At 70.6% G+C, this 20,839-nt stretch carries 24 protein-coding genes; 13 read left to right on the top strand and 11 right to left on the bottom strand.

Annotated features, from left to right (window positions below):
• Positions 1-105: 105 nt before the first annotated feature.
• A complete protein-coding gene (locus tag ACK41C_RS05025; RefSeq protein WP_409651100.1) occupies positions 106-669 on the top strand; it encodes a carboxymuconolactone decarboxylase family protein in 564 nt (187 codons plus the stop codon).
• 2 nt (positions 670-671) lie between these two features.
• Positions 672-1,469 (top strand): SDR family NAD(P)-dependent oxidoreductase, encoded by a 798-nt coding sequence (locus tag ACK41C_RS05020; protein WP_409651098.1) that lies wholly within the window; start codon positions 672-674, stop codon positions 1,467-1,469.
• Between the two features lie 8 nt (positions 1,470-1,477).
• Here ACK41C_RS05020 and purU read toward each other — a convergent pair whose 3' ends face one another.
• Entirely contained in the window at positions 1,478-2,320 is an 843-nt protein-coding gene (gene purU, locus ACK41C_RS05015) for a formyltetrahydrofolate deformylase (RefSeq protein WP_409651096.1), read from the bottom strand.
• A gap of 104 nt (positions 2,321-2,424) precedes the next feature.
• Between purU and argE the strand changes: the two genes are divergently transcribed.
• Entirely contained in the window at positions 2,425-3,606 is a 1,182-nt protein-coding gene (argE, locus tag ACK41C_RS05010; RefSeq protein WP_409651094.1) for an acetylornithine deacetylase, read from the top strand.
• On the opposite strand, the gene ACK41C_RS05005 is transcribed toward argE, so the two are convergent.
• On the bottom strand, positions 3,578-4,630 hold the full coding sequence (locus tag ACK41C_RS05005; protein WP_409651092.1) for a glycosyltransferase family 2 protein: 1,053 nt from the start codon (positions 4,628-4,630) through the stop codon (positions 3,578-3,580). The genes argE and ACK41C_RS05005 overlap by 29 nt on opposite strands.
• A 38-nt stretch (positions 4,631-4,668) precedes the next feature.
• Between ACK41C_RS05005 and rfbC the strand changes: the two genes are divergently transcribed.
• Both rfbC and ACK41C_RS04995 read left to right on the top strand, forming a co-directional pair.
• Positions 4,669-5,223 carry a dTDP-4-dehydrorhamnose 3,5-epimerase gene (gene rfbC, locus ACK41C_RS05000; RefSeq protein WP_409651090.1) on the top strand — a complete coding sequence of 185 codons (555 nt, stop codon included), beginning with the start codon at positions 4,669-4,671 and terminating at the stop codon, positions 5,221-5,223.
• Between the two features lie 2 nt (positions 5,224-5,225).
• Complete coding sequence (locus tag ACK41C_RS04995; protein ID WP_409651088.1) at positions 5,226-6,053, top strand: acyl-CoA thioesterase; 828 nt, start codon at positions 5,226-5,228, stop codon at positions 6,051-6,053.
• 92 nt (positions 6,054-6,145) lie between these two features.
• Here the strand turns inward: ACK41C_RS04995 and ACK41C_RS04990 are convergent, their stop codons facing one another.
• Positions 6,146-6,457, bottom strand: a complete 312-nt coding sequence (locus ACK41C_RS04990) for a UrcA family protein (protein WP_409651086.1) — start codon at positions 6,455-6,457, stop codon at positions 6,146-6,148.
• 218 nt (positions 6,458-6,675) lie between these two features.
• Positions 6,676-7,830: a saccharopine dehydrogenase family protein gene (locus tag ACK41C_RS04985; protein WP_409651084.1), complete on the bottom strand. Its 1,155-nt coding sequence runs from the start codon at positions 7,828-7,830 to the stop codon at positions 6,676-6,678.
• A gap of 152 nt (positions 7,831-7,982) precedes the next feature.
• Between ACK41C_RS04985 and ACK41C_RS04980 the strand changes: the two genes are divergently transcribed.
• From ACK41C_RS04980 to ACK41C_RS04970, 3 genes are read left to right on the top strand one after another with little or no spacing between them, the layout of a single operon-like run.
• Positions 7,983-8,897 (top strand): glutathione S-transferase family protein, encoded by a 915-nt coding sequence (locus ACK41C_RS04980; protein ID WP_409651082.1) that lies wholly within the window; start codon positions 7,983-7,985, stop codon positions 8,895-8,897.
• 9 nt (positions 8,898-8,906) lie between these two features.
• Positions 8,907-9,719, top strand: a complete 813-nt coding sequence (locus ACK41C_RS04975) for a crotonase/enoyl-CoA hydratase family protein (protein WP_409651080.1) — start codon at positions 8,907-8,909, stop codon at positions 9,717-9,719.
• Positions 9,716-10,360, top strand: a complete 645-nt coding sequence (locus ACK41C_RS04970; protein WP_409651078.1) for a glutathione S-transferase family protein — start codon at positions 9,716-9,718, stop codon at positions 10,358-10,360. The genes ACK41C_RS04975 and ACK41C_RS04970 overlap by 4 nt, the downstream gene beginning before the upstream one ends.
• On the opposite strand, the gene queG is transcribed toward ACK41C_RS04970, so the two are convergent.
• The 4 genes from queG to ACK41C_RS04950 all read right to left on the bottom strand — a co-directional run bounded on the left by queG (position 10,357) and on the right by ACK41C_RS04950 (position 14,341).
• Entirely contained in the window at positions 10,357-11,502 is a 1,146-nt protein-coding gene (gene queG, locus ACK41C_RS04965; RefSeq protein WP_409651076.1) for a tRNA epoxyqueuosine(34) reductase QueG, read from the bottom strand. The two genes, ACK41C_RS04970 and queG, sit on opposite strands and share 4 nt — an antisense overlap.
• Positions 11,483-12,169 (bottom strand): glutathione S-transferase family protein, encoded by a 687-nt coding sequence (locus ACK41C_RS04960; RefSeq protein ID WP_409651074.1) that lies wholly within the window; start codon positions 12,167-12,169, stop codon positions 11,483-11,485. The genes queG and ACK41C_RS04960 overlap by 20 nt, the downstream gene beginning before the upstream one ends.
• Entirely contained in the window at positions 12,166-13,140 is a 975-nt protein-coding gene (locus ACK41C_RS04955; protein WP_409651072.1) for a cation diffusion facilitator family transporter, read from the bottom strand. Before ACK41C_RS04955 ends, ACK41C_RS04960 begins: the two co-directional genes overlap by 4 nt.
• A 115-nt stretch (positions 13,141-13,255) precedes the next feature.
• Positions 13,256-14,341 (bottom strand): citrate synthase/methylcitrate synthase, encoded by a 1,086-nt coding sequence (locus ACK41C_RS04950; protein WP_409651070.1) that lies wholly within the window; start codon positions 14,339-14,341, stop codon positions 13,256-13,258.
• A gap of 74 nt (positions 14,342-14,415) precedes the next feature.
• On the opposite strand from ACK41C_RS04950, the gene ACK41C_RS04945 reads away from it, so the two are divergent.
• Positions 14,416-15,579, top strand: a complete 1,164-nt coding sequence (locus ACK41C_RS04945; RefSeq protein WP_409651068.1) for a citrate/2-methylcitrate synthase — start codon at positions 14,416-14,418, stop codon at positions 15,577-15,579.
• Here ACK41C_RS04945 and ACK41C_RS04940 read toward each other — a convergent pair.
• Both ACK41C_RS04940 and ACK41C_RS04935 read right to left on the bottom strand, forming a co-directional pair.
• A complete protein-coding gene (locus tag ACK41C_RS04940) occupies positions 15,555-15,866 on the bottom strand; it encodes a 4a-hydroxytetrahydrobiopterin dehydratase (protein WP_409651066.1) in 312 nt (103 codons plus the stop codon). The two genes, ACK41C_RS04945 and ACK41C_RS04940, sit on opposite strands and share 25 nt — an antisense overlap.
• Entirely contained in the window at positions 15,863-16,522 is a 660-nt protein-coding gene (locus ACK41C_RS04935) for an HAD-IA family hydrolase (RefSeq protein ID WP_409653918.1), read from the bottom strand. Before ACK41C_RS04935 ends, ACK41C_RS04940 begins: the two co-directional genes overlap by 4 nt.
• 126 nt (positions 16,523-16,648) lie before the next feature.
• Between ACK41C_RS04935 and ACK41C_RS04930 the strand changes: the two genes are divergently transcribed.
• The 4 genes from ACK41C_RS04930 (at position 16,649) to ACK41C_RS04915 (ending at position 19,385) form a co-directional block, all read left to right on the top strand.
• Positions 16,649-17,023: a VanZ family protein gene (locus ACK41C_RS04930; protein ID WP_409651064.1), complete on the top strand. Its 375-nt coding sequence runs from the start codon at positions 16,649-16,651 to the stop codon at positions 17,021-17,023.
• On the top strand, positions 17,020-17,853 hold the full coding sequence (locus ACK41C_RS04925; RefSeq protein ID WP_409651062.1) for a heme-dependent oxidative N-demethylase subunit alpha family protein: 834 nt from the start codon (positions 17,020-17,022) through the stop codon (positions 17,851-17,853). Before ACK41C_RS04930 ends, ACK41C_RS04925 begins: the two co-directional genes overlap by 4 nt.
• Positions 17,854-17,903: 50 nt before the next feature.
• Positions 17,904-18,743, top strand: a complete 840-nt coding sequence (locus ACK41C_RS04920) for a hypothetical protein (protein WP_409651060.1) — start codon at positions 17,904-17,906, stop codon at positions 18,741-18,743.
• Between the two features lie 78 nt (positions 18,744-18,821).
• Positions 18,822-19,385, top strand: a complete 564-nt coding sequence (locus tag ACK41C_RS04915; RefSeq protein WP_409651058.1) for an SRPBCC family protein — start codon at positions 18,822-18,824, stop codon at positions 19,383-19,385.
• On the opposite strand, the gene ACK41C_RS04910 is transcribed toward ACK41C_RS04915, so the two are convergent.
• On the bottom strand, positions 19,382-20,830 hold the full coding sequence (locus ACK41C_RS04910) for a family 16 glycosylhydrolase (RefSeq protein WP_409651056.1): 1,449 nt from the start codon (positions 20,828-20,830) through the stop codon (positions 19,382-19,384). The genes ACK41C_RS04915 and ACK41C_RS04910 overlap by 4 nt on opposite strands.
• Between the last annotated feature and the right edge of the window lie 9 nt (positions 20,831-20,839).

Genomic DNA, 20,839 nt, shown 5'->3' with positions numbered 1-20,839 from the left:
CCTGACGAACGGGCGGTCGCCATCCGGCGGCCGCCTTTTCGTTTGCGCGCATGGCGCAGCCCTGTTTCTTTGCCGCCCGACAAGGAAAACGACAGGGAGGGATGCATGCGCCTGAAGCAGCCGCGGATCGCGCCGGTGACGGACGCGGAACTGGACGCCGATCAGAAGGAAATCCTGGCGCCGATGGGCGACCGGGTGCTGAACATCTTCCGCACCCTGGTGCGGGCGCCCAAGGCCGCGCGGGGCTTCCTGGCCTGGGGCAACTACGTTCTCTCCCGACGCAACGACCTGCCCGCCCGCGAGCGGGAGATCGTGATCCTGCGGATCGGCTATCTCTGCCGCTCCGGCTATGAGTGGACCCAGCACCACGCGATCGGGCTGCGCAGCGGGCTCTCCGCCGAGGAGATCGAGAGGATCAAGGCTGGGGCCGACGCGCCCGGCTGGAGCCCGGCCGACCGGGCCCTGTTGCAGGCTTCCGACGAGCTGCACCACGACCAGTTCATCACCGACGCCACCTGGGCCGCCCTTTCCGAGCACTTCAGCGAGAAGCAGCGGATGGACGTGGTCTTCACCGCCGGCCAGTACACCCAGGTCTCGATGATCCTGAACTCCTTCGGCGTTCAGCTGGACGAAGGCCAGACGCTTGATCCCGACCTGAAGGGCTTCTGATCGTGCGGCTTGCAGGCAAGACGGCCGTGGTGGTCGGCGCGGGGCAGACGCCCGGCGAAACCGTGGGCAACGGCCGGGCGATTTCGCTGCTCTTCGCGCGCGAGGGGGCGAAGGTGTTCTGCGTCGACCGCGACCTCGCCCGCGCCGAGGAGACGGCCGCGATGATCGCGAAGGAAGGCGGAGAGGCCTCGGCCTTCGCGGCCAATATCGCCAAGGCCGCCGATTGCGAGGCGCTGGTCGCCGCGGCGAAGGACAGGCTCGGCCGTATCGACATCCTGGTGAACAATGTCGGGATCGGCGGGGGCGGCGACGGGCCCGCCCATCGCCTGACCGAGGAGGCCTTCGACCGCATCCTGGCGGTGAACCTCAAGGGCATGTGGCTGACGATCAAGGCGGCCCTGCCGACCCTGCGCGAGCAAGGCGCCGGCGCCATCGTCAACATCTCCTCGCTCGCCTCCATCGCCGGCGGAAACCAGGTCGCCTACGAGGTTTCCAAGGCCGGGGTGAACCGTCTGACCACCTCGGTCGCCCAGGCCAACGCCGCGAAGGGCGTGCGCTGCAACGCCGTCGCCATGGGGCTGATGGACACGCCCATGGCCGTGGCCGGCATCGCCGAGGCCAGCGGCCAGGATCCCGAGGCCGTGCGCCAGGCGCGCAACGCCCGCGTCCCTCTGGGCGGAAAGATGGGCACGGCCTGGGACACGGCCTACGCCGCCCTGTTCCTGGCCTCGGACGAGGCGCGGTTCATCACCGGCACGGTGCTGTTCGTCGACGGCGGGATGTCGAGCCGGATCGGCTGAGGCGCGCCTCAGTCGGTGAAGACCACCGTCTTGGCGCCGTTCAGCAGAACGCGATCCTCCAGCTTCCAGCGCACGGCGCGGGCGAGCACGCGGCGCTCGATGTCGCGGCCCTTGCGGATCAGGGCGCTGGGGGTGTCGCGATGGCTGATGCGCTCCACGTCCTGCTCGATGATCGGGCCCTCGTCCAGGTCGGCGGTGACGAAATGGGCGGTGGCGCCGATCAGCTTCACCCCCCGCTCGTGCGCCTGGTGATAGGGCCGCGCGCCCTTGAAGCCGGGCAGGAACGAGTGGTGGATGTTGATGCAGCGCTCCTCCAGCTTGGCGGCCAAGCCGTCGGACAGCACCTGCATGTAGCGGGCGAGCACCACCAGCTCGGTCTCGGTCTCCTGGATCAATTTCCAGATGGCCGCCTCCTGCTCCAGCTTGGTGGCGCGGGTCACGGGCAGGTGGTGGAAGGGGACCCCGCGCAGGTCGAGATTGGCGTAGGTCTCGATGGGATGGTTCGAAACCACCGCCGAGATCTCCATCGGCAGCTCGCCGCGCCGCCAGCGATAGAGCAGGTCGGCCAGGCAATGGTCCTGCTGGCTGGCCAGGATCATCACCTTGCGTTTCACCTTGGGGTCGCGAAGCGTCCAGCGCATGGAGAAGCCGTCGGCCAGGGCGGCGAAGTCGGCCCGCAGGGACTCGAGGTCGGCCTGGCGAGCGTCGAACACCACCCGCATGAAGAACTTGCCGGTCTCCTGATCGTCGTACTGCTGGGCGTCGAGGATGTTGGCGCCGCGGTCGAACAGGAAGGTCGAGACGCGGGCGACGATGCCGGGCTGGTCGGGGCAGGCGAGGGTCAGGATCATGGCGCGCCCCAAAGCCGCGATCTTGGGCGTTCCGTCAAGCTTGCTGGCCGCGCCCGCCGCGCCGCCTCGCTTCCCTTGCGAGGAATGGTCTAGGGTGCGGCCGCATGCACACACCTGAAAGCCTCGCCGCCCGCGCGACCGAGATCCTCGCGACGCTGGTGGCCTTCGACACCACCTCCCGCAATTCGAATCTCGCCCTCGTCGAATGGGTGGAGGCCTATCTCGACGGCTTGGGCGCGCCCCATCGCCGGGTCCCCAACGCCGACGGGACCAAGTCGAACCTGATGGCGACGCTTGGCCCGGCCGAGCCTGGCGGGGTGGTGCTGTCGGGCCATACGGACGTGGTGCCGGTGGACGGCCAGGCCTGGACCTCCGATCCCTTCGTGCTGACCGACAAGGGGGACGGCCGGCTCTACGGGCGCGGGACCTGCGACATGAAGGGCTTCTTGGCCCTGGCGCTCGCCGCGGCTCCGGCGATCCTGGAGGCGCGGCCGAAGAAGCCGGTGCACCTGGCCTTCTCCTATGACGAGGAGATCGGCTGCCTGGGCGCGCCGGACCTGATCCGCGCCATCGCCGCCGAGCTGCCGCGTCCGGCCCTGGTGGTGGTCGGCGAGCCCACCGACATGGTGGCGGTCAGCGGGCACAAGGGCATCTCCACCTTCACCGTCACGGTCACGGGTCACGAGGCCCATTCCAGCCAGACCCATCTGGGCGCCTCGGCGATCATGGCGGCGATCCCGCTTCTGGCCTCGCTCCAGGCGCTGGCCGGGCGGCTGGAGGCCGAGGCCGACCCCGCCTCTCCCTTCATTCCCAAGCACGCCACCCTGACCGTCGGCCTGATCAGCGGGGGCACGGCCGGCAACATCCTGGCGCGGGAGTGCTCGTTTCAGTTCGACATCCGCTGCCCGCCGGGGCTCGACCCCATGGCGGTGCTGGTGCCGTTCCTGGGCGAGGTGGAGGCGCTGGATGCGCGGCTGAAGGCCCGCTTCCCCGGCGCCGGGGTCAAGATCGTGCGCCGCTCCCACACCCCGCCCCTGGCCCCGGAGCCCGGCGGGACGGCCGAAGCCTTCGCCCGGCGGCTGGCCGGCGACAACGGCCCGGCGCGCGTCGTCGCCTATGCGGCCGAGGCCGGCCAGTTCCAGGAGGCGGGCTTCTCCACGGTGATCTGCGGCCCGGGCTCCATCGACCAGGCCCACCAGGCCGACGAGTTCGTGGCCGTGAGCCAGATGCAGCGCGGCGCGGCCTTCATGGCGCGGCTCACCGATTGGGCGGCGGCGGGGGAGTAGGCCGGTAGGGCTTCAGCACCACCCGGCGGAAGAGAAGGTCAAGCGGGTTCCAGGTCATGGCCTGCAGGATCGCACCGGAGCCGCGGCGGCGGAGCGCTTGCGTCTCGCGACGCATCCGCCAGGCCAGCGGCAGGCCCCGGAGCCCTGCCATCAAGCCCCGCCAGGGGGAGGCGAACTCGCCCGCGACGGCATGGCGGGCGAAGAGGGCGACGGTGGTCGCCAGGTGCAGGGGCCAGGTGGTCCAGAGGAGCAGCGGCGGGGTGCATTTGACGAACACCCACAGCCGGTTCCGCGTGCCGTGGAAGGTGGCGAAATCCGAACGCGCCCCCCCGGAGGCCGCCGAGCCCTCGTGGCGGACCACCGCAGAGGGGACGATCAAGGTGGGTTCGCCCGCCAGCCGCAGCCTGTAGCCGAAGTCCACGTCCTCGCAATAGCAGAACAGCCGCTCCTCGAAGCCGCCCATGGCGAGGAAGAGCTCGCGGTCCACCAGCATGGCGCCGCCGCAGGCGGAGAAGGCTTCGCCCACGGGAAGCGGCCCGGGATCGCGGCCGCGATAGCCGCCACGGAAGGGAAAGCCCGGCAGGCTCATGACATCGCCCAGGCCATCCAGCCGGCTCGGGTCCTGCGCCATCAGCTGACGGGAGCCGAAGCAGCGCACCTCGGGACAGGCGTCGGCCGCAGCCGTCAGTTCGGCCAGCCAGTCGGGATCGGCATAGGCGTCGGGATTGATGAGGGCGAGCCACCGCCCATTGGCCAGGCGCGCGGCCCGGTTGACCCCCGCGGCGAAGCCCAGATTGGCGCCGTTCTCGACGAACCGGACCTCTGGGTGGGCCTGCGCGGCGGCCTGGGGCGCGCCGTCGGTGGAGGCGTTGTCGGCGAGGATGACTTCGAAGTCGCCGAAGGTCTGGGCGGCCAGGGCGTCGAGGCAGCGGATGAGCGTCGGCCCGCTCTGATAGGCCACCACGATCACGCTGACGGCGGGCGGCGAACCTTCAGCCTTGTCTTTCGCCGCCGACCGCGCCATCCGGAGCCCTTCGCAATCCTGTCCTTGTTCGAGGCGCCATGACGACCTTCACGCCGCTCGCCCTCCCCGAGGTCCTGCTTATCACGCCCAAGCGCCATGGCGATGCGCGCGGCTGGTTCTCCGAGACCTGGAGCCGCAAGGCCTTCGAGGCCGCCGGCCTCGACCACGACTTCGTGCAGGACAACCAGGCCTACAATCCGAAGGCCGGCACCCTGCGCGGCCTGCACTTCCAGACCGCGCCCGCCGCCCAGGCCAAGCTCCTGCGGGTGCTGCGCGGGGCGGTGTTCGACGTGGCCGTCGACATCCGGCCGGGCTCGCCCACCTACGGCAAGTTCGCCAGCGCGACCCTGACCGCCGAGGGCGGCGAGCAGATCCTGGTGCCGCGCGGTTTCGCCCACGGCTACCTCACCCTCACCGACGATTGCGAAGTGGCCTACAAGGTCGACGGCCCCTATGCGCCGGAGACCGAGGGCGGGCTCGTCTGGAACGATGCCGCGATCGGCATTCCCTGGCCGCTGGCGGGCGAACCCATGGTCAATGCCCGCGACCAGGCCTGGCCCGCGCTGAAAGACCTGCCGGCGCAGGCGTTCTGACCATGAACGAGCTGGTTTCGATCCTGAAGCTCGAGGACGTCGAGCTCGACATCTTCCGCGGCTTCACGCCCCCGGAGCGCGATGGGCGGCGCATCTATGGCGGCCAGGTGGTGGCCCAGTCGCTTGCGGCCGCCTACCGCACGGTCGAGGGCCGCGTCTGCCACTCCCTGCATTCCTACTTCATCCGGCCGGGCGATCCGAAAATCCCGATCCTCTTCAAGGTGGAGCGGGTGCGCGACGGCGGCTCGTTCAGCGTGCGCCGGGTGGTTGCGATCCAGCACGGCCAGCAGATCTTCAACCTCGCCGCCTCGTTCCAGGTCCCGGAGACCGGTTTCGAGCACCAGATCGACCTGCCGGACGCGCCGGATCCGGAAACCCTGCTGAACGAAGAACAGTTGCGCGAGAAGGCCGGCGTCGACCAGTCCGACCGTCTGCCCTGGCCGGTAGAAGTGCGGCCGACCGATCCCCAGCCGTGGGGCGTGGCCCAGAAGCTTCCGCCCACCGACATGGTCTGGTTCCGCGCGCGTCAGTCGGTGGGCGAGGACGTGGCGGCCAATCAGTGCGCGCTCGCCTACGGCACGGACATGACGCTGCTGGACACCTCGCTGCGGCCGCACGGGGTGGACTGGAATTCGGGCAGGCTGCAGGTGGCGAGCCTCGACCATGCGCTCTGGTTCCACCACCCGAGCGACTTCTCGACCTGGCACCTCTATGTGCAGGACAGCCCGTCGGCCTCGGGCGGGCGCGGCTTCAACCGGGGTTCGATCTTCGATGCGTCTGGGCGGCTGGTGGCCTCGGCGACGCAAGAGGCCCTGATCCGCTACCGCTGACGCCTGAAAAGAAGAAGGCCCGCCGGTGGGGACGGCGGGCCTTCGGGCCTTCGGCTCCGGGGAGGGGAGCGGGGCCTGGGACGTCTTTCGCCTCAGCGGCTGGCGAGGGTGGAGCCCCTGGCGGCCAGCATGGCGTTGCGGGCGTCGACCTTCTCGGCGACTTCCAGCTTCACGCCGTCCTTGCAGGCCTGGCGTTCGGACAGGCGGGTCGCGTGGCTGCAGAATTTGGCGGCGGCGTGCTCGACCCGGGTCTCCAGGGTCTGCGCGCCCTGGGGCGTCGCGGCGTCGATATCGGCGACCTGCACCGTGACCGGAGCGGCCTGAGCGGCGGTGGCCAGGGCCAGCATGGGGACCGTGGCGAGGGCGAGGGTAGCGAGGCCGGCGAGGGTGGCGGACTTGATCATCTGGGCGTCTCCCGTCAGGGCCGGCCTGGGGGGCGACCGGCGATGACCAAGGGATATTCCCAGACCCGCGTTATGTCCCGTGAAGTTTGAGTAATGACATAGATTTAAGAAGCTTACACTGAAGTAATGTGACGGATTACATCGTGTTCATGTGTGTTGCTTTGCGTGTAACCTTGTGACGCGCCGAGCGGCGGCGAAGATCGCCGCCGCTCGAAACCCTAACCCTCGACCTCGAAGGTGAGACCCGCGTTCTTTTGCAGGCGGTCGACCAGCTTGCCCTGCAGGGCCGCGCCGGGAGTCCAGACGCCTCCGGGGACGTCCGTCGCTTCCTTGACCAGGCAGATCGCGGTCTCTGCGATCATTTTCGAGGTGGAGCCGTAGCCCGGGTCCTTGTCGCCCTTGACCGCGGCGCGCACCTGGCGGCCGTCGGCGGCGATGGCGACGAACAGGATGTCGTAGAAGCCGGCGTCGCGCTCGGCCTTGCTGGGGCCTTCGCCCGGCTGCGGCCCGCCGGGACCGCCGAGCGCGGTGAACTCGGTCGGGGCGTTCGGATTCACGATCGACATCTCGTCATAGACGAAGTCGGTCCCGTAGGCGTGCCCCTGCAAGAGGTTCGAGCGGTGCACGTTGCGGGTGTTGATATTGGCCATGATGAAGGGCCCGACCTCGGCGCCCACGTCCGGATCGAACTGCTTCTGGTCGCCGCGCGGTTGTTCCGGCCCGGTGAAGCCGGGGGTGAGCGCGAAGGGGTTCATCAGCACCTGCAGCACCCGCGGATCGCGCTGCGCGGCCTCCATGGTCGCCCGGCCGCTGGCCGCCGTGCCGCCGGAAAGCCCGCCGCGCATGTTGCGCACGCGGCCCTTCACCCGCAGGGCCGGCCCGCCAAGCTTCTCCTTGGCCGCCTGTTGCACGAACCAGACGCCGAGCTCGAAGGGGATGGAATCGAAGCCGCAGGAATGCAGGATCCGCGCGCCGGTCTTCTTCGCCGTCGCATCGTGGGCGGCGATCATGTCGTGCATCCAGTTGGTCTCGCCGGCCAGGTCCAGATAGTCGGTCCCGGCCTCGGCGCAGGCGGCGACCAGGGCCGAGCCGTAAAGCTGGTAGGGGCCGACGGTGGTGAGCACGGCCTTGGCTCGTTCCACCATCGCCTTCACCGAGGCCGGATCGGCGGCGTCGGCCACGATCAGCGGCGTCTCCTTCGGCGCGCCGATCTCGTCGCGTACGGCGGCCAGCTTTTCGGCCGAGCGGCCGGCCATGGCCCATTTCACCTCCCCGCCGACGCCGTAGCGCTGGGCAAGGTGCTCGGCCACCAGGCGGCCGGTGAAGCCGGTGGCCCCATAGACCACGATGTCGAATTCCGCGTCGGCGCGCATGGCGGCTCCTCCCGTTTACAGCGTACGCGGGACCATGCCGGGATCGGCGCCCCGGCGCAAACGGTTTGCGGCCGCCGCTGACGCGGCGTCACGATAGGAAGCGGCGGAATTCCGTGACAGCTTTCGGCGGCTCGAGCCCGGAGGAAGCCGCCATGACCGGCATCATCCTGCACCACTACGACACCTCGCCGTTCTCGGAGAAGGTGCGGCTGATGCTGGGCCTGAAAGGCCTTGGCTGGAGTTCCGTGATCCAGCCGGTGGTGATGCCCAAGCCTGCGCTCACCCCGCTGACCGGCGGTTACCGGCGCATCCCGGTGATGCAGATCGGCGCCGACATCTATTGCGACACCCAGGTGATCCTGGCCGAGCTGGAGCGTCGCGCGCCGGAGCCGCCGGCGATCACCGGGCCTGCCTGGGCGGTGAACTTCTGGGCCGACCGCGCCTTCTTCCAGGCCACCGTTCCGATCATCTTCGGCGAGCTGGGCGAGAGGGTGGGCGCGGAATTCATCGCCGACCGGGAGAAGCTGTCCGGCCGCCCCTTCGACGTCGCCGCGATGAAGGCCGCCGCCGGCGTCATGCGGCCCCAGTGGCGCGCCCAGGCCGCTTGGATCGAGCAGGGACTGGCCGGGTCCCGCTGGCTCGCAGGCGCCAACCCCGGCCTCGCCGACATCGCCGCCTACATGAACGTCTGGTTCCTGGCGCGGAACCTGCCCGGGCTCGCCGATGAACTGCTCGAGGGCCTGGAGCGGGTGCGGACCTGGCGCGGCGAGGTGGCCGCGATCGGTCACGGCGACCGGCGCGAGTTGGACAACCTCATGGCCCTGGAGGCGGCCCGGCGGGCAGAGCCCGGCGAACCGCCCGATCACGATCCCGCCGACCCCCTAGGCCTTGCGCCTGGCGCGCCCGTCGCCGTATCGGCCGACGACTATGGCCGCGACCCGGTTCGAGGCACGCTGGTCGCCGCCAATCCCGAGCGAATCGTCATCGCCCGCGAGACGCCCGAGCTCGGGCGCCTGCACGTTCATTTTCCCCGCGCCGGCTACGTCGCCGGCCCGGCCAAGCCATAAGGAGCCACCATGGAAGACCGCATCGTCGTCGAGATGAAGGATGGCGTCGCCGACGTTCGCCTGACGCGCGCCGACAAGATGAATGCCCTGGACGATCGCATGTTCACCGCCCTGGTGGAGACCGGCGAGCGGCTGAAGGCCGACCGGTCGGTGCGCGCCATCGTGCTGTCGGGCGAGGGCCGCGCCTTCTGCGCCGGCCTCGACATGGGCAACTTCGCCGCCATGGCGTCTGGCGAGCGCCGGTCCCGCGGCGCGACCGATTCCCTGGTCACGGCGGACCGGACGCCCGGCGGCTCCAACCGCGCCCAGCACGCGGTGATGGTCTGGCGCGAACAGGCCGTGCCGGTGATCGCCGCCGTCCACGGCGTGGCCTTCGGCGGTGGCTTTCAGCTGGCGCTGGGCGCGGACCTGCGCTTCGTGACGGCCGACGCCCGTATGGCGGTGATGGAGATGAAGTGGGGCCTGGTGCCCGACATGGGCGGCATGGTGCTGATGAAGGGCTTGCTGCGCGACGATGTCGTCCGCGACCTGACCTACACCGCCCGCATCTTCGACGGTGAAGAGGCCCTGCGCCTGGGCCTCGCCACCCGGGTCTGCGCCGATCCTCGCGCCGAAGCCCTGGCCTATGCGGCGGAGATCGCAACCAAGAGCCCCAGCGCCGTCCGCGCGGCCAAGCGCCTGCTGGACGCCATGGGGCGCCTGGAGCAGCGCGACATGCTGCTGGAGGAAAGCCGCGAACAGGCCGCCTTGATCGGTTCGCCGCACCAGGTGGAGACCGTCAAGGCGGTGATGGAAAAGCGCAGCCCGGTCTACGCCGAGTGACGCCTGTCCTCTACCACTGCGCCGACGCCCGTTCCTTCCGGGTGCTGTGGGCGATGGAGGAACTGAGGCTCTCCTATGAGCTCAAGCTCCTGCCCTTCCCGCCGAGGGTGCTGGCGCCCCAATACCTGGAGATCAATCCGCTCGGCACCATCCCCTATTTCGTCCACGGCGAAACGCGGATGACCGAATCCTCGGCCATCGTGCAGTATCTGGCGGTGCGTCACGGCGGCCCGCTGAACGTCGCGCCGGACGACCCGGCCTACGGCGCCTGGCTCAACTGGCTCTATCTCGGCGAGGCCACCCTGACCTTCCCCCAGACGCTGGTGCTTCGCTACACGCGGCTGGAGCCGAAGGAGCGGCGCAACCCCCAGGTGGCCGAGGACTACGCCCGCTGGTTCGGAGGGCGGTTGAGGGCGGTGGAGGCCGCGCTCTCCGGCTCGGACCATCTCTGCGCCGGGCGGTTCACGGCGGCGGACATCTCGGTCGGCTACGCCCTGCTGTTGGCGGAGACCCTGGGCCTTTCGGAGCGGTTCGGGCCGGCCACGGCGGCCTATTGGACACGGCTGCAAGCCCGGGACGGTTTCCAAGCCGCCAAGCGCGCCCAGACGGGGGAGGGCGTCCCCGACTGGCAGGCGGGCTAACCGTCGGTCGAGCCGAGCGCGCCGGCGCACCATTCCGCCAGCACCTCGGGATCGGCTTCCGCAGCCGCGGCGCGCAAGGCTGCGAAGGCGCTCGGTTCCAGCAGGCGAGAGAGCGCCCAGACCGCCGCGCCCCGGACGAGCGGCGAGGGGTCGGCGAGATGCTCCTGGGCGGTCCCCGCCAGGTTCGGATCGCCGGAATTGCCGATGGCGTAGAGCACGTTGCGCAGGAAGCGGTCGCGGCCGACGCGCTTGACCGGGCTTTTGGCGAAGAGGGCGCGGAAGGCGGCGGCGTCCAGCCGGGCGAGCTCCTCGAGCGCGGGCGATTTCAAGGCTTCTCGCGCGTGCAGCGCCTGTTCCCGCCCGGCTTGGGCGAACTTGTTCCATGGGCAGACGGCCAGGCAGTCGTCGCAGCCATAGATGCGGTTGCCGAGCGCCGGGCGAAGCTCGCGCGGGATCGGGCCTTTCAGCTCGATGGTCAGGTAGGAGACGCAGCGCCGCGCATCGAGCTGGTAGGGGGCCGGGAAGGCGTCCGTCGGGCAGATGTCCAGGCAGGCCCGGCATTGGCCGCAAGCGCCGCCGCTGGGCGCATCCTGGCGCAGCTCCAGTTCGGTCAGGATCGAGCCGATGAACAGCCAGGACCCGAACTCGCGGCTGACCAGATTGGTATGCTTGCCCTGCCAGCCCAAGCCGGCGCGCTCGGCCAGCGGCTTCTCCATCAGGGGTGCGGTGTCGACGAACACCTTCAGTTCCCCGCCGAACCGGCCCTGCAGCCAGCGGGCGAGGGCCTTCAGGCGCTTCTTGATCAGGTCGTGATAGTCGTCGCCTTGAGCGTAGACGGAGATCGCGCCGCGATCGGTCGCTTCCAGGGCCGTCAGGGGATCGGCCTCGGGGCCGTAATTGACCCCCAGCATCACGGCCGAACGGGCGCCGGACCACATGGCGTTCGGATGGGCCCGGCGCTCGGCGGTCTCGGCCATCCAGGCCATTTCGCCATGGCGGCCCAGGCCCAGGAATTCGGACAGCCGCGCGCCCGCCGGCCAGTCCGCCCGCGCGTCGGCGAAGCGGCAGACGTCGAACCCCAGCCTTGCGGCCTCGGCGCGGATCAGGTCTTCGCGGGTCGGGTCAGAAGTCGAGGTCGTCATAGTGCGGGGCCGGCGCGAGGCCGGGCCACCGGTCGGTCAGCAGCGGCCGGAAGGCCGGCCTCGATTTCAGCTTCATGTACCACGTCTTCACCCCGGGGAAATCGCGCCAGGGCACGTCCCCGAAATAGTCGATGACCGACAGATGGGCGGCGGCGGCGAAGTCCGCCAGGGAGAGCCGGGCGCCGGCCAGCCAATCGCGAGCTGAAAGCAGGCTTTCCACATAAACGAGATGGGCGCGGAGCGCCTCGCGCCCGGCGCGCAGAGCGGCCAGATCGGGCGCGCCGAGGCCCAGCAGCCGCTTCTCCATCTTCTCGTGCAGCAGGAATCCGCCGACTTCGTAGTCAAACTTGCGGTCGAACCACTGGAGCAGGCGCCGGGCCTCGGCCCGTTCCGCGGGTTCGCGGCCGAGCAGCGGCGGCTCCGGATGGGTCTCCTCCAGGTGATCCAGGATCGCCCGGCTTTCGCACAGCACCAGCGGGCGGCGGCCGCCCTCCTCCTTCATCACGGGCGTCAGCCCCGAGGGGTTCATCGCCAGGAGGGCCGGCGGTCGCTCCCAGTAGCGGACCTGTTCCTCCGCGAAAGGCAGGCGCTTTTCGCCCAGGGCTAGGCGCACCTGGCGCGAGGCCGGATCGAGGGGAAAGTGATAGAGGACGCGTTCGGCGGTCATGAGCCGGCCGACACTCCCACATCGTCCTTAAGGCCCCGTTTACCCAGGGCTTCTCCGGCGAAGGCGCCGCCGTGCGGTTCGGCCGCGCCCCGCGGGTCGGGGTGGATGATGATGTCGGCGTTGGGGAACTCGGCCAGGACGCGGTTCTCGGCCTCGAGCAAGACTTCATGCGCGGCCTGGAGGGTGAGTGCGGGGTCGAGATCCACATGCATCTGGATGTGAACGTAGGGACCCGAGGCTCGGCTCCTCAGGCGGTGCACGTCGGTGAGCCGCGGGTCCTGGGCGACCAGTTCGACGATGCGGCGGCGAGCCGCAGGCGACAGCTCGCGGTCCATCAGCTGGCCGGCCGCTTCCCGGAACACGTGGATCGCGCCCCAGAGCAGCAGGGCCGCCACGGCGAGCGCGCCGAGCGCGTCCCATCCGCTGGCGCCGAACAGGGCGGCCGCGGCGATCGCGCCCAGGGCCAGCAGGTTGGAGGCGAGGTCGGTGGCGTAGTGCGCCCGGTCGCCCGCCACGGCCACGGAAGCCGTTCGGCGCAGCACCCAGCTTTGGGCCGCGATCAGGCCGCCGGTCGCCACGGTGGACAGCGCCATCACCGCCACGGCCCAGCCTTCGTTGCGCAATGGGGTCGGCGCGCCGATCTGGACGATGGCCTCCCGGGCGATCAGGGCGGCGGAGGCGAAGACGAGGCCGGCCTGCATCAGGCTGGCGAAGGCCTCGGCCTTGCCGTGGCCGAACCGGTGCTCGGCGTCCGGCGGGGCGGCGGCGTAGCGGACGGCGAAAAAGGTGACCAGCGAGGCGATCAGGTCGAGGCCGGAATCGGCGGCCGAGGCCAACAGGGCCACCGAGCCGCTGATCGCCCAGGCTCCGAGCTTCGCGGCCAGAAGGGCGGCCGCCACGCTGACGGAGGCGAGCGTGATCCGGCGCGTGAGCGCGGCGCTTTCCTTGAGGCTGAGCGGCGGGGCGGCCATGCCCCTTCTCTAGTCCGAGCTTGCGGCGCGCCCCAGCAGGAAAATGCGGGGCAGCCGCCGCCCCTGCGCGGGGCTGGCGCAAAGCGCCTGGCGCGGACCCTCACTCCTGGACTCTTCAGGCCGCCGCCAGCGGCATTGGCCCCACATAGCGCGACTGCGGGCGGATCAGGCGCCCGCCAAGCACCTGCTCGCGGGCGTGGGCGATCCAGCCGGCGACGCGGCCCATGGCGAAGACGCAGGTGAAGGCCGAGGGCGGGAAGGCTAGGGCCTCCAGCAGGAGCGCGGTGTAGAACTCCACATTGGTGTCCAGCGGCCGATCGGGCTTGTGAGCCTTGAGGATGGCGAGCGCGGCCGCTTCCACAGCCTCGGCGAAGGCCAGGCGGCCTGGCAGCGCGTCGGAGCTCTCCGCCAGGCGCCGGACGGCCGCCTTCAGCGCATCGGCCCGCGGGTCCCGCACGCGGTAGATGCGATGCCCGAAGCCCATCAGCCGCTCGCCGCGGGCCAGGGCGTTCTCGATCCAGGCCTGGGCGTTCGCCGGCTCGCCGATCGCGTCGAGCATCTCGATCACCGGGCCGGGCGCGCCGCCGTGCAGCGGTCCCTTCAGGGCCCCGATCCCCCCCAGCACGGCCGAGGTCAGGCCCGCCCGCGTCGAGGCGATCACCCGGGCGGCGAAGGTGGAGGCGTTGAGGCCGTGATCGGCCACGGTGGTCAGATAGGCGTCCAGCGCACGGGCCTCTTCCGCCCCCGCCGGTCGGCCCCGGGTCATGCGCAGGATGTCGGCGGCGTGCCCGAGTCGGGGGTCGGGGGCGATCGGCGCCTCGCCCGCCTGGCTGCGTAGCACGGCGGCCGTGAACACTGCCGGCGCCGCGACGAGGCGCAGGGCGGTGGGGAGGTCTTCCCCGTCGCCGAGCCGGGCGGTCAGCGCGCGCATGGCTTCCAGCGGGGTGCGGTCCAGCAGGCCGGTGTCGAGGCCCGGCACTTCGGCGAACACCTCGGCGCGGGCGGCGCCCAGCGCCGAGCCGAGATCGCGCGGCAGGTCCTCGAAGAAGCCTTCGAACAACAGGGCGGCCACGTCTTCGAACCGGGCTCGGCCGGCCAGCTCGTCCAGGGAGCGACCGCGGACGATCAGGACTCCGCGCTGGCCGTCCACTTCGGACAGGACGGTTTCGGCGGCGACGACGTGTTCCAGGCCATCGGACATGGCGTGATCTCCTCTTGCTCGCCGCGATGTTTGCGCTCAAGTTGGATGCGTCAATCTTGATCAATATAATCAATATGACCGCTCGCACCGCCGACTGGATCGCCGCCGAAGACGCCCGCGCCCGCCTGGGCGTGCGGCCGCAGACCCTCTACGCCTATGTGAGCCGAGGACGGGTGCAGGTGCGCGTCGACCCGAACGATCCCCGTCGCAGCCTCTACCGGGCCGCCGACATCGCCGCCCTGGCCGAACGCAAGGCCCGCAGCCGCAAGCCGGCGGAGGTGGCGGCCGGCGCCATCGCCTGGGGCGAGCCGGTCTTGGCCTCGGCGATCACTACGGTGGCCGGCGGCAAGCTGTTCTATCGGGGCCGCGACGCGGTCGCCCTGGCCGAGACCGAAACCCTAGAGGCCGTGGCGCGCCTGCTGCGCGGCGGCCACGGCGCGGCGCTGAAGCGCACCGACCGCCCGCAGCCGCCCAGCGGCGCCGACATGCGGGCGCGCGCCTTCACCGCTCTGGCGGAGCGGGCCGGCGCGGACCCGCCCGCACGCGGCCGCAATCCCCTGGCCCTGGCGGTCGAGGCGGCGACCCTGCTGGACGTGCTGACCGACGCGGTGGCCGGCGCCGTGGGCGGCGGCGCGATCGCCAACCGCCTCGCCCTGGCCTGGGGCCAGGGTCCCGGCGGGCCGGGCGCGGATCTGATCCGCCGCGCCCTGGTGCTTCTGGCCGATCACGAGCTCAACGCCTCGACCTTCGCCGCGCGGGTGGCGGCGTCCACCGGCGCCTCCCTCGCCGCCAGCGCCCTGGCGGGGCTGTCGGCGCTGTCGGGGCCCCGCCACGGGGGCGCGGCCGCCGCCGTCCAGGCCTTTGCGGCGGAGGCCGCGCAGAACGGGCCGGGAGAGGCCCTGGCGCTCAGGCTCGCCGAGGATCGCGCCCTGCCGGGCTTCGGCCACCCGCTCTATCCACACGGGGATCCGCGGGCCGAGGCGCTGCTGACGCGGTTCTCACCCCCGCCGGCGCTGGAACGCCTGCGCGCCGCGGTCCGGAACGTCGCGGGGCTGGAGCCGAACGTCGACTTCGCCCTGGTCGCCTTGGCGGAAAACCTGAGATTGCCGAAGGAGGCGCCCTTCGCCCTGTTCGCGGTGGCCCGGTGCGCCGGCTGGATCGCCCACGCCATCGAGCAGGGCCAAACCGGCCAGCTGATCCGGCCGCGCGCCCGCTATGTGGGGGTGGAGCCCGCCTGAGCCGCGGCCTGATCCATGAAGGTCGCCAGCGCCACGTCGAGCTCTGTCACGCCGTCCGCGTCATGGGTGGTCAGGATCACCTCGACGCGGTTGTAGACGTTGAACCATTCCGGATGGTGGTCGAGCTGCTCGGCCTTCATCGCTACGCGGGTCATGAAGGCGAAGGCCGCGTTGAAGTCGGCGAAGCGATAGGTGCGGGTGAGGGCTTCGCGCTCGCCGCTCGCCGTCGCCCAGCCGGGCAGGCGGGCCAGCGCCGCCTCGGCGCCGATGCGGGCAGGGCGGCTCACGCGGAGGGCTCCATCTCGAAGGCGAGGCCGGTGGCGGCCGACAGCTCGGCCAGGGTCTGGTCGACGTCGGAAACCTTGATCGCGCGCATGCCAAGCTGGGCGGCGGGTTTGCAGTTGATCCCCAGGTCGTCGAGATAGACGCAGGCCTCGGCTCGCACGTCCAGCAGCTCGCACATCATCTGGTAGATCTTCGGGTCGGGCTTGCGCACGCCGGCCTTGGAGCTCTCGATGATGGCGTCGAACAGGGGCATGACCTGGCCCATGGCGCCGGCCATGCGCTGGGCGCCGTCCTGACCAGGGCTGTGTTCGGAGACCACGTTGTTGGTGATGCAGCCGACCTTGAAGTGCTGCTTGCATGTCTTCAGCGCCGCCACCATCCGCGGCCGCAGCTGACCCGACAGCAGCGGCAGGACCTCGCGTCCCGGGACGGGATGGCCCAGAGCGGTCGACTCGGCCAGGAACAGGTCGTCGAAGCCGCGGGCGTCGATCTCGTTGCGCTCGAACTGCGCCCAGGCGTTGGTGTCGGGATTGGTGGCGTTGACCCGGCGGATCAGATCCTTCGGCAGGCCCTTTTCGGCCTCGTAGCGATTGAAGGCCTCGAAGGGCGAGGTGGTGAACACCCCGCCGAAATCCCAGATCACCGCCTCGACCGTCATATGCGCGTCCATCCTCTCCGAATTCGCGCGGACGCTAATGCGGTCGGACGCCGACGAAAACCCGCTTCAGCCCTTGAGCGCGCGAAAGTCTCGCCCCGCGAGCCGGCGCCGGGCTAGAGAGGGCGCATGCGCACCTTCCTCGGTTTCATTCCCCGGCCGGTCCGGTTTTCGGCCTTCGCCCTCGTGGTCGGGGTGATCCTCTGGCTGTCGCTGGCGCCGCAGGAGGAGATCCCAGGTTCCACGCTGATCTGGGACAAGGCTTCCCATGCCGGCGCCTATGCGATTCTGACGCTCGCGGGCCTGCTGCTTTCGACCCATCGGCGGCTCGTCGTCGTGCTGGCGATCTGGGCGCTCGGGGTGGGGATCGAGGTGATGCAGAGCCTCATGGACTTGGGCCGCCAGGGCGACTGGCGCGACGCGCTCGCCAACACCGTCGGCATCGTGGCCGGTGTCGGCCTGTGGGCCCTCGCCCGCCGGTTCAAACCGAAGCCGCCGCCATGACCCTGCGCCACGCCCCCTTCGAGGAGAGCTGGGACTTCTCCATCGGCCTGAAGCCGATCGCCCCCGACGCGTGGCTGGAGGGCGGCGAAAACGATCCGGCAGGGCGCAAGGCCCCCTTGCTGCGCGATCATCCCCAGGTGGTCTGGGGGGAGGCGGAGGGCTCCCGTCCCGCCCAGGCCGAGGCCGCGGCCCTGGTCGAGGCGGCGCTGGGGCTGCAGGGCCTCGCCGCCGAGCCCCCGCCCCTGCTGGCGGCGGCCCTGCGCGTTTCCGACGATCTGGTGCTGCTGGAAAGGCGTGACGGCGTCTGGCGGGTCACGGCGGTCAGCCTCAGCGCGCCGACCTTTTTCGCCGCGACTGACGTGCTGGGGCGGAGCTTGGCCGAGATCCACGGACCGGTCACCGGCTTTTCCGAGCGGTTCCTGGCGCGGGTCGAGCGGATCTTCGACTCCCTGCGGCCGGACCTGATCCTCCAGCGGCGCAACTGGAGCGTGGTCAATTCGCCCGAGCCGTTCACGCCGGACCCGGCGCCGATGCGCGCGAAGATCCCGCAGATCGCCCCGGAAGCGGCGGCCGAGGCCCTGTTCCTGCGCGTGGAGCGCCAGACCCTGCGGCGCCTCCCGCAGACGGGGGCGGCGCTCTTCACCATTCGGGTGTGGCTCGATCCGCTGTCGGCCCTGGCGGCCGATCCGCCACGGCTTGCGGCCTTCGCCCGGGCCTGGCGTGCGGCCGCGGCGGACTTCCGCGCCTATAAGCGGCTTCCCCTCTACGACGAACTTGTCGCGAGCTTTCTTCGCGCCCACGGTGAAAGCCACAGCGTTAACGCGGGTTGACCTTCATCCTCGCCCGCTGCTTGTTCTTCTCGCCGACGCCGGAGGCCGCCATGCGCCTGAGCACCGTCCTCGCCCTTTCCGTCTTCCTGGCGCTGGCCGCCTGCGACCAGGCCCCGCGCCCGAAGGTCGGCGCGCCCCGTGAGGAGGCCGCCAAGACGGAATCCGCGCCGCCGACTGCGACGCCGCAAGCGCCTGGCGCCCAGGCCGCCGCCTGCCCGCCGGCCGATCCGGCCCCGGTCTGTCCCCCCGCGGCTGCGCCGGCTCCCGTGAAGGCCGCCCCGGCCAAGGCCGAATACCGGCCCCCGGCCAAGCTCAAGCGCAAGCCCGCCCAGCGTCATGCGGCCAAGCCGAAGGCCAAGCGGCGCGAATACGCCTGGGTGGAGCGCAACGCCTACGCCGCCGAGGGCGAGCGCTACGCCTATATCGAGCTGCCCTCCAAGCCCCAGCCCTATGAGCGCCGCTACGAGGAGCGCCGCGAGGAGCGGTACGAGGAGTCCTATCGCCGCGGCTACGAGGCGCGCATGCGCGAGGAGGCGGAGCGCCGCGAGTGGGCCCGCCGCGAGCACGAGCGGGAGATGGCCCGCCGCGACGAGATGGAACGCCGCGCCGAGGCTGAACGCCGGTTCGAGGCCGAGCGTCGGGCGCAAGCCGAACGCCGGTTCGAAGAGCGCCGCCGCTACGAGGAACGGATGCGCTACGAGGCCGAACGCCGCCGCTACGAGGAGGAGCGGGCCTATGCCATGCGCCGCGAGCAGGAGCGTTACGAGAGCTATTCCGAGCGCCGCTACGAGTCCGGCCATAGCTACGGTCCCGGGCCGGCGGATTGCTGCGTGCGCCCGGCCGCCGGCCGCGACGCCGCCGGCTTCCTCACCTGGCCGGGGAAGCGATAGGAAGAACGCTCAACCGAGGGGTTGACCGTCGCGGGGCGCGCATCTAATTAAACCGAATGGTTTAAGAAGGAGTCCCCCATGCGTGACGAAAATCCTGAACGCTTCGGCGCGGCGATCGGCGCGCGCGAGGTTCGGTTCCGCCGCCGCCTGCCCGGCGCCGTCGAACGGGTCTGGACCTATCTGACCGACCCGGACTTGCGGGCGACCTGGCTGGCTGGCGGCGAGATGGAGCCTCGGGGCGGCGGCCGCATGGAGCTCGCCTTCTTCCACGCCGACCTCTCGCCGCAGAAGGCCGAACCCCCGGAGCGGTTTCGGGAAATGGCCGAAAAGGGTCACCGCATGGCGGGAACGGTGCTGGCCTGGGAGCCGCCGAGACTGCTGGTCATCACCTGGGGGAGCAAGGGCGAGGGTCCCTCCGAGGTGAGCTTCGAACTGGAGGCGCTGGGGCCGGACGAGACCCTGATGACCCTGACCCACCGCAAGCTCGCCGACCCCGGCGAGATGGCCAATGTCGGGAGCGGCTGGCACGCCCACCTGGCGATCCTGGAGGACCGGCTGGCGGGCCGCACCCCGCCGTCCTTCTGGACCGTCTGGGAGGGGCTGGAGGCCGCCTATGCCCGCCGCTTCACGGAAGCAGCCTAAGCATAGGTCAGCCAGTCGCCGGTGAGGCTGGCGGCGGAGACCCCGACCAGGACGATCTGGGCGTCGGCCAGATGGATCACCGCGTCGGCGCCGGCCTGGGAAAGCGTCCAGGCCGTGCCGGCCGGCAGCTCGATCCGGTCGCCTTCCGAGAGCTTGAAGTCGAGGATGCGATCCAGCCCGGCGCCTTCGAAGCTGTGGAAGGTGTCGGCGCCGGCGCCGCCGAATATGGTGTCGTCGCCGCGGTCTCCGGCCAGCCAATCGTTCCCGTCGCCCCCGTGGACGCTGTCATTGTCCTGGCCGCCGCGGATGGTGTCATTGCCGGCGCCCCCCCAGAGCGTGTCCTCGCCCAGGTTGCCGTAGACGATGTCGTCGCCGGCGCCGCCATAGATCAGGTCGCCGTCCTTGCCGCCCTGGGCGGTGTCGTTCCCGGCGCCGGAGTAGATCGTGTCCGCGCCCGCATTGCCGTGGATCCAGTCATGGCCGTCGGCGGCCTCGATCTCGTCGTTCCCGCCAAGGCCTTCGATGGTGTCGTTACCGGCGCCGGCGCGGATCACGTCGTTCCCGTCGCCGCCCCGCATCATGTCGTGACCGGCCGTGCCGGTGAGGGTCAGGCCCACGGTCGGCGGCGAGGGCGCCGCGCCTTCCGAGCCCGGCAAGGCGGAATAGGCCCGGATATAGTCGATCTGCAGCGAAGCCGGGAACACGGTCGAGGCGTCGGGCGTGCCCGCCCAGCCGCCCACCGAGACGTTGGCGACCATGTACATCGGCTTGTGCATGTCGGCCGGCGTGGCGTACTGCGCGATCTTCATGCCGTCGAAGTAGAAGGTGACGTAGTCCTTCTGCCAGTCGACGCCGTAGCGGTGGAAGTCCAGCGACAGGTCCGGGGTCTTCAGCGCCACGCCCTGGGCGACGCGGGTTCCCGTCTCATTGGAATGGATCGTCACGTGCAGGCTGGTGGTGTCGCGCCCCAGCACTTCGAAGACGTCGATCTCCGGGGGCCAGGATCCATCCTGCGGCAGCAGCCAGAAGGCCGGCCACAGGCCCTTGCCCGCCGGCATCTTGGCGCTGATCTCGAAGTAGCCGTACTGCTGGGAGAAGCTGTGCCAGCTGTTGATCATGCCCGAGGTGTAGGGCAGGTCGGGAATCGTCGGCACATTGGCCGGATCGGTCCGGGTCACCGTCAGGTTCAGCACCCCGTCGGAGACCGTCCAGGGAGTGATGTGTCTGGTCGGTTCGTAGTTGTAGTTGATGTACCACTGCAGCTCGTTGGGACCCGCCAGGTTCGAGCCGTTGCTGGTCTTGAACAGGCCCCATTCGTCCCGGTACCACCAGTTGGTCGACCACACCCCGCCGGAGGACGGGCCGGTCCAGACGTTGAAGGTGTCGAAATCGTCGGAGAAGGTCAGCGTCGCCGTGGCGGCGAGGTTGTTCGGGTCGATCGGCACGGGTTACTC

The sequence above is a fragment of the Phenylobacterium sp. genome, from assembly GCF_046290725.1.
Lineage (GTDB): Bacteria > Pseudomonadota > Alphaproteobacteria > Caulobacterales > Caulobacteraceae > Phenylobacterium.
Note: the sequence above shows the minus strand (reverse complement) of the source record. Positions and strands in the feature narration are given on the sequence as shown.

What these genes read in the sequence shown, in the direction of transcription:
- rfbC (WP_409651090.1), top strand. Translation starts at nt 4,669, where the DNA reads ATGACGACCTTCACGCCGCTCGCCCTCCCCGAGGTCCTGCTTATCACG.
- ACK41C_RS04985 (WP_409651084.1), bottom strand. Translation starts at nt 7,830, where the DNA reads ATGCGCGCCGACGCGGAATTCGACATCGTGGTCTATGGGGCCACCGGC.
- ACK41C_RS04995 (WP_409651088.1), top strand. Translation starts at nt 5,226, where the DNA reads ATGAACGAGCTGGTTTCGATCCTGAAGCTCGAGGACGTCGAGCTCGAC.
- ACK41C_RS04930 (WP_409651064.1), top strand. Translation starts at nt 16,649, where the DNA reads ATGCGCACCTTCCTCGGTTTCATTCCCCGGCCGGTCCGGTTTTCGGCC.
- ACK41C_RS04980 (WP_409651082.1), top strand. Translation starts at nt 7,983, where the DNA reads ATGACCGGCATCATCCTGCACCACTACGACACCTCGCCGTTCTCGGAG.
- argE (WP_409651094.1), top strand. Translation starts at nt 2,425, where the DNA reads ATGCACACACCTGAAAGCCTCGCCGCCCGCGCGACCGAGATCCTCGCG.
- ACK41C_RS04955 (WP_409651072.1), bottom strand. Translation starts at nt 13,140, where the DNA reads ATGGCCGCCCCGCCGCTCAGCCTCAAGGAAAGCGCCGCGCTCACGCGC.
- ACK41C_RS04960 (WP_409651074.1), bottom strand. Translation starts at nt 12,169, where the DNA reads ATGACCGCCGAACGCGTCCTCTATCACTTTCCCCTCGATCCGGCCTCG.
- ACK41C_RS05025 (WP_409651100.1), top strand. Translation starts at nt 106, where the DNA reads ATGCGCCTGAAGCAGCCGCGGATCGCGCCGGTGACGGACGCGGAACTG.
- ACK41C_RS04975 (WP_409651080.1), top strand. Translation starts at nt 8,907, where the DNA reads ATGGAAGACCGCATCGTCGTCGAGATGAAGGATGGCGTCGCCGACGTT.
- ACK41C_RS04935 (WP_409653918.1), bottom strand. Translation starts at nt 16,522, where the DNA reads ATGACGGTCGAGGCGGTGATCTGGGATTTCGGCGGGGTGTTCACCACC.
- ACK41C_RS05005 (WP_409651092.1), bottom strand. Translation starts at nt 4,630, where the DNA reads ATGGCGCGGTCGGCGGCGAAAGACAAGGCTGAAGGTTCGCCGCCCGCC.
- ACK41C_RS04950 (WP_409651070.1), bottom strand. Translation starts at nt 14,341, where the DNA reads ATGTCCGATGGCCTGGAACACGTCGTCGCCGCCGAAACCGTCCTGTCC.
- ACK41C_RS04945 (WP_409651068.1), top strand. Translation starts at nt 14,416, where the DNA reads ATGACCGCTCGCACCGCCGACTGGATCGCCGCCGAAGACGCCCGCGCC.
- ACK41C_RS04920 (WP_409651060.1), top strand. Translation starts at nt 17,904, where the DNA reads ATGCGCCTGAGCACCGTCCTCGCCCTTTCCGTCTTCCTGGCGCTGGCC.
- ACK41C_RS04915 (WP_409651058.1), top strand. Translation starts at nt 18,822, where the DNA reads ATGCGTGACGAAAATCCTGAACGCTTCGGCGCGGCGATCGGCGCGCGC.
- queG (WP_409651076.1), bottom strand. Translation starts at nt 11,502, where the DNA reads ATGACGACCTCGACTTCTGACCCGACCCGCGAAGACCTGATCCGCGCC.
- purU (WP_409651096.1), bottom strand. Translation starts at nt 2,320, where the DNA reads ATGATCCTGACCCTCGCCTGCCCCGACCAGCCCGGCATCGTCGCCCGC.
- ACK41C_RS04925 (WP_409651062.1), top strand. Translation starts at nt 17,020, where the DNA reads ATGACCCTGCGCCACGCCCCCTTCGAGGAGAGCTGGGACTTCTCCATC.
- ACK41C_RS04990 (WP_409651086.1), bottom strand. Translation starts at nt 6,457, where the DNA reads ATGATCAAGTCCGCCACCCTCGCCGGCCTCGCTACCCTCGCCCTCGCC.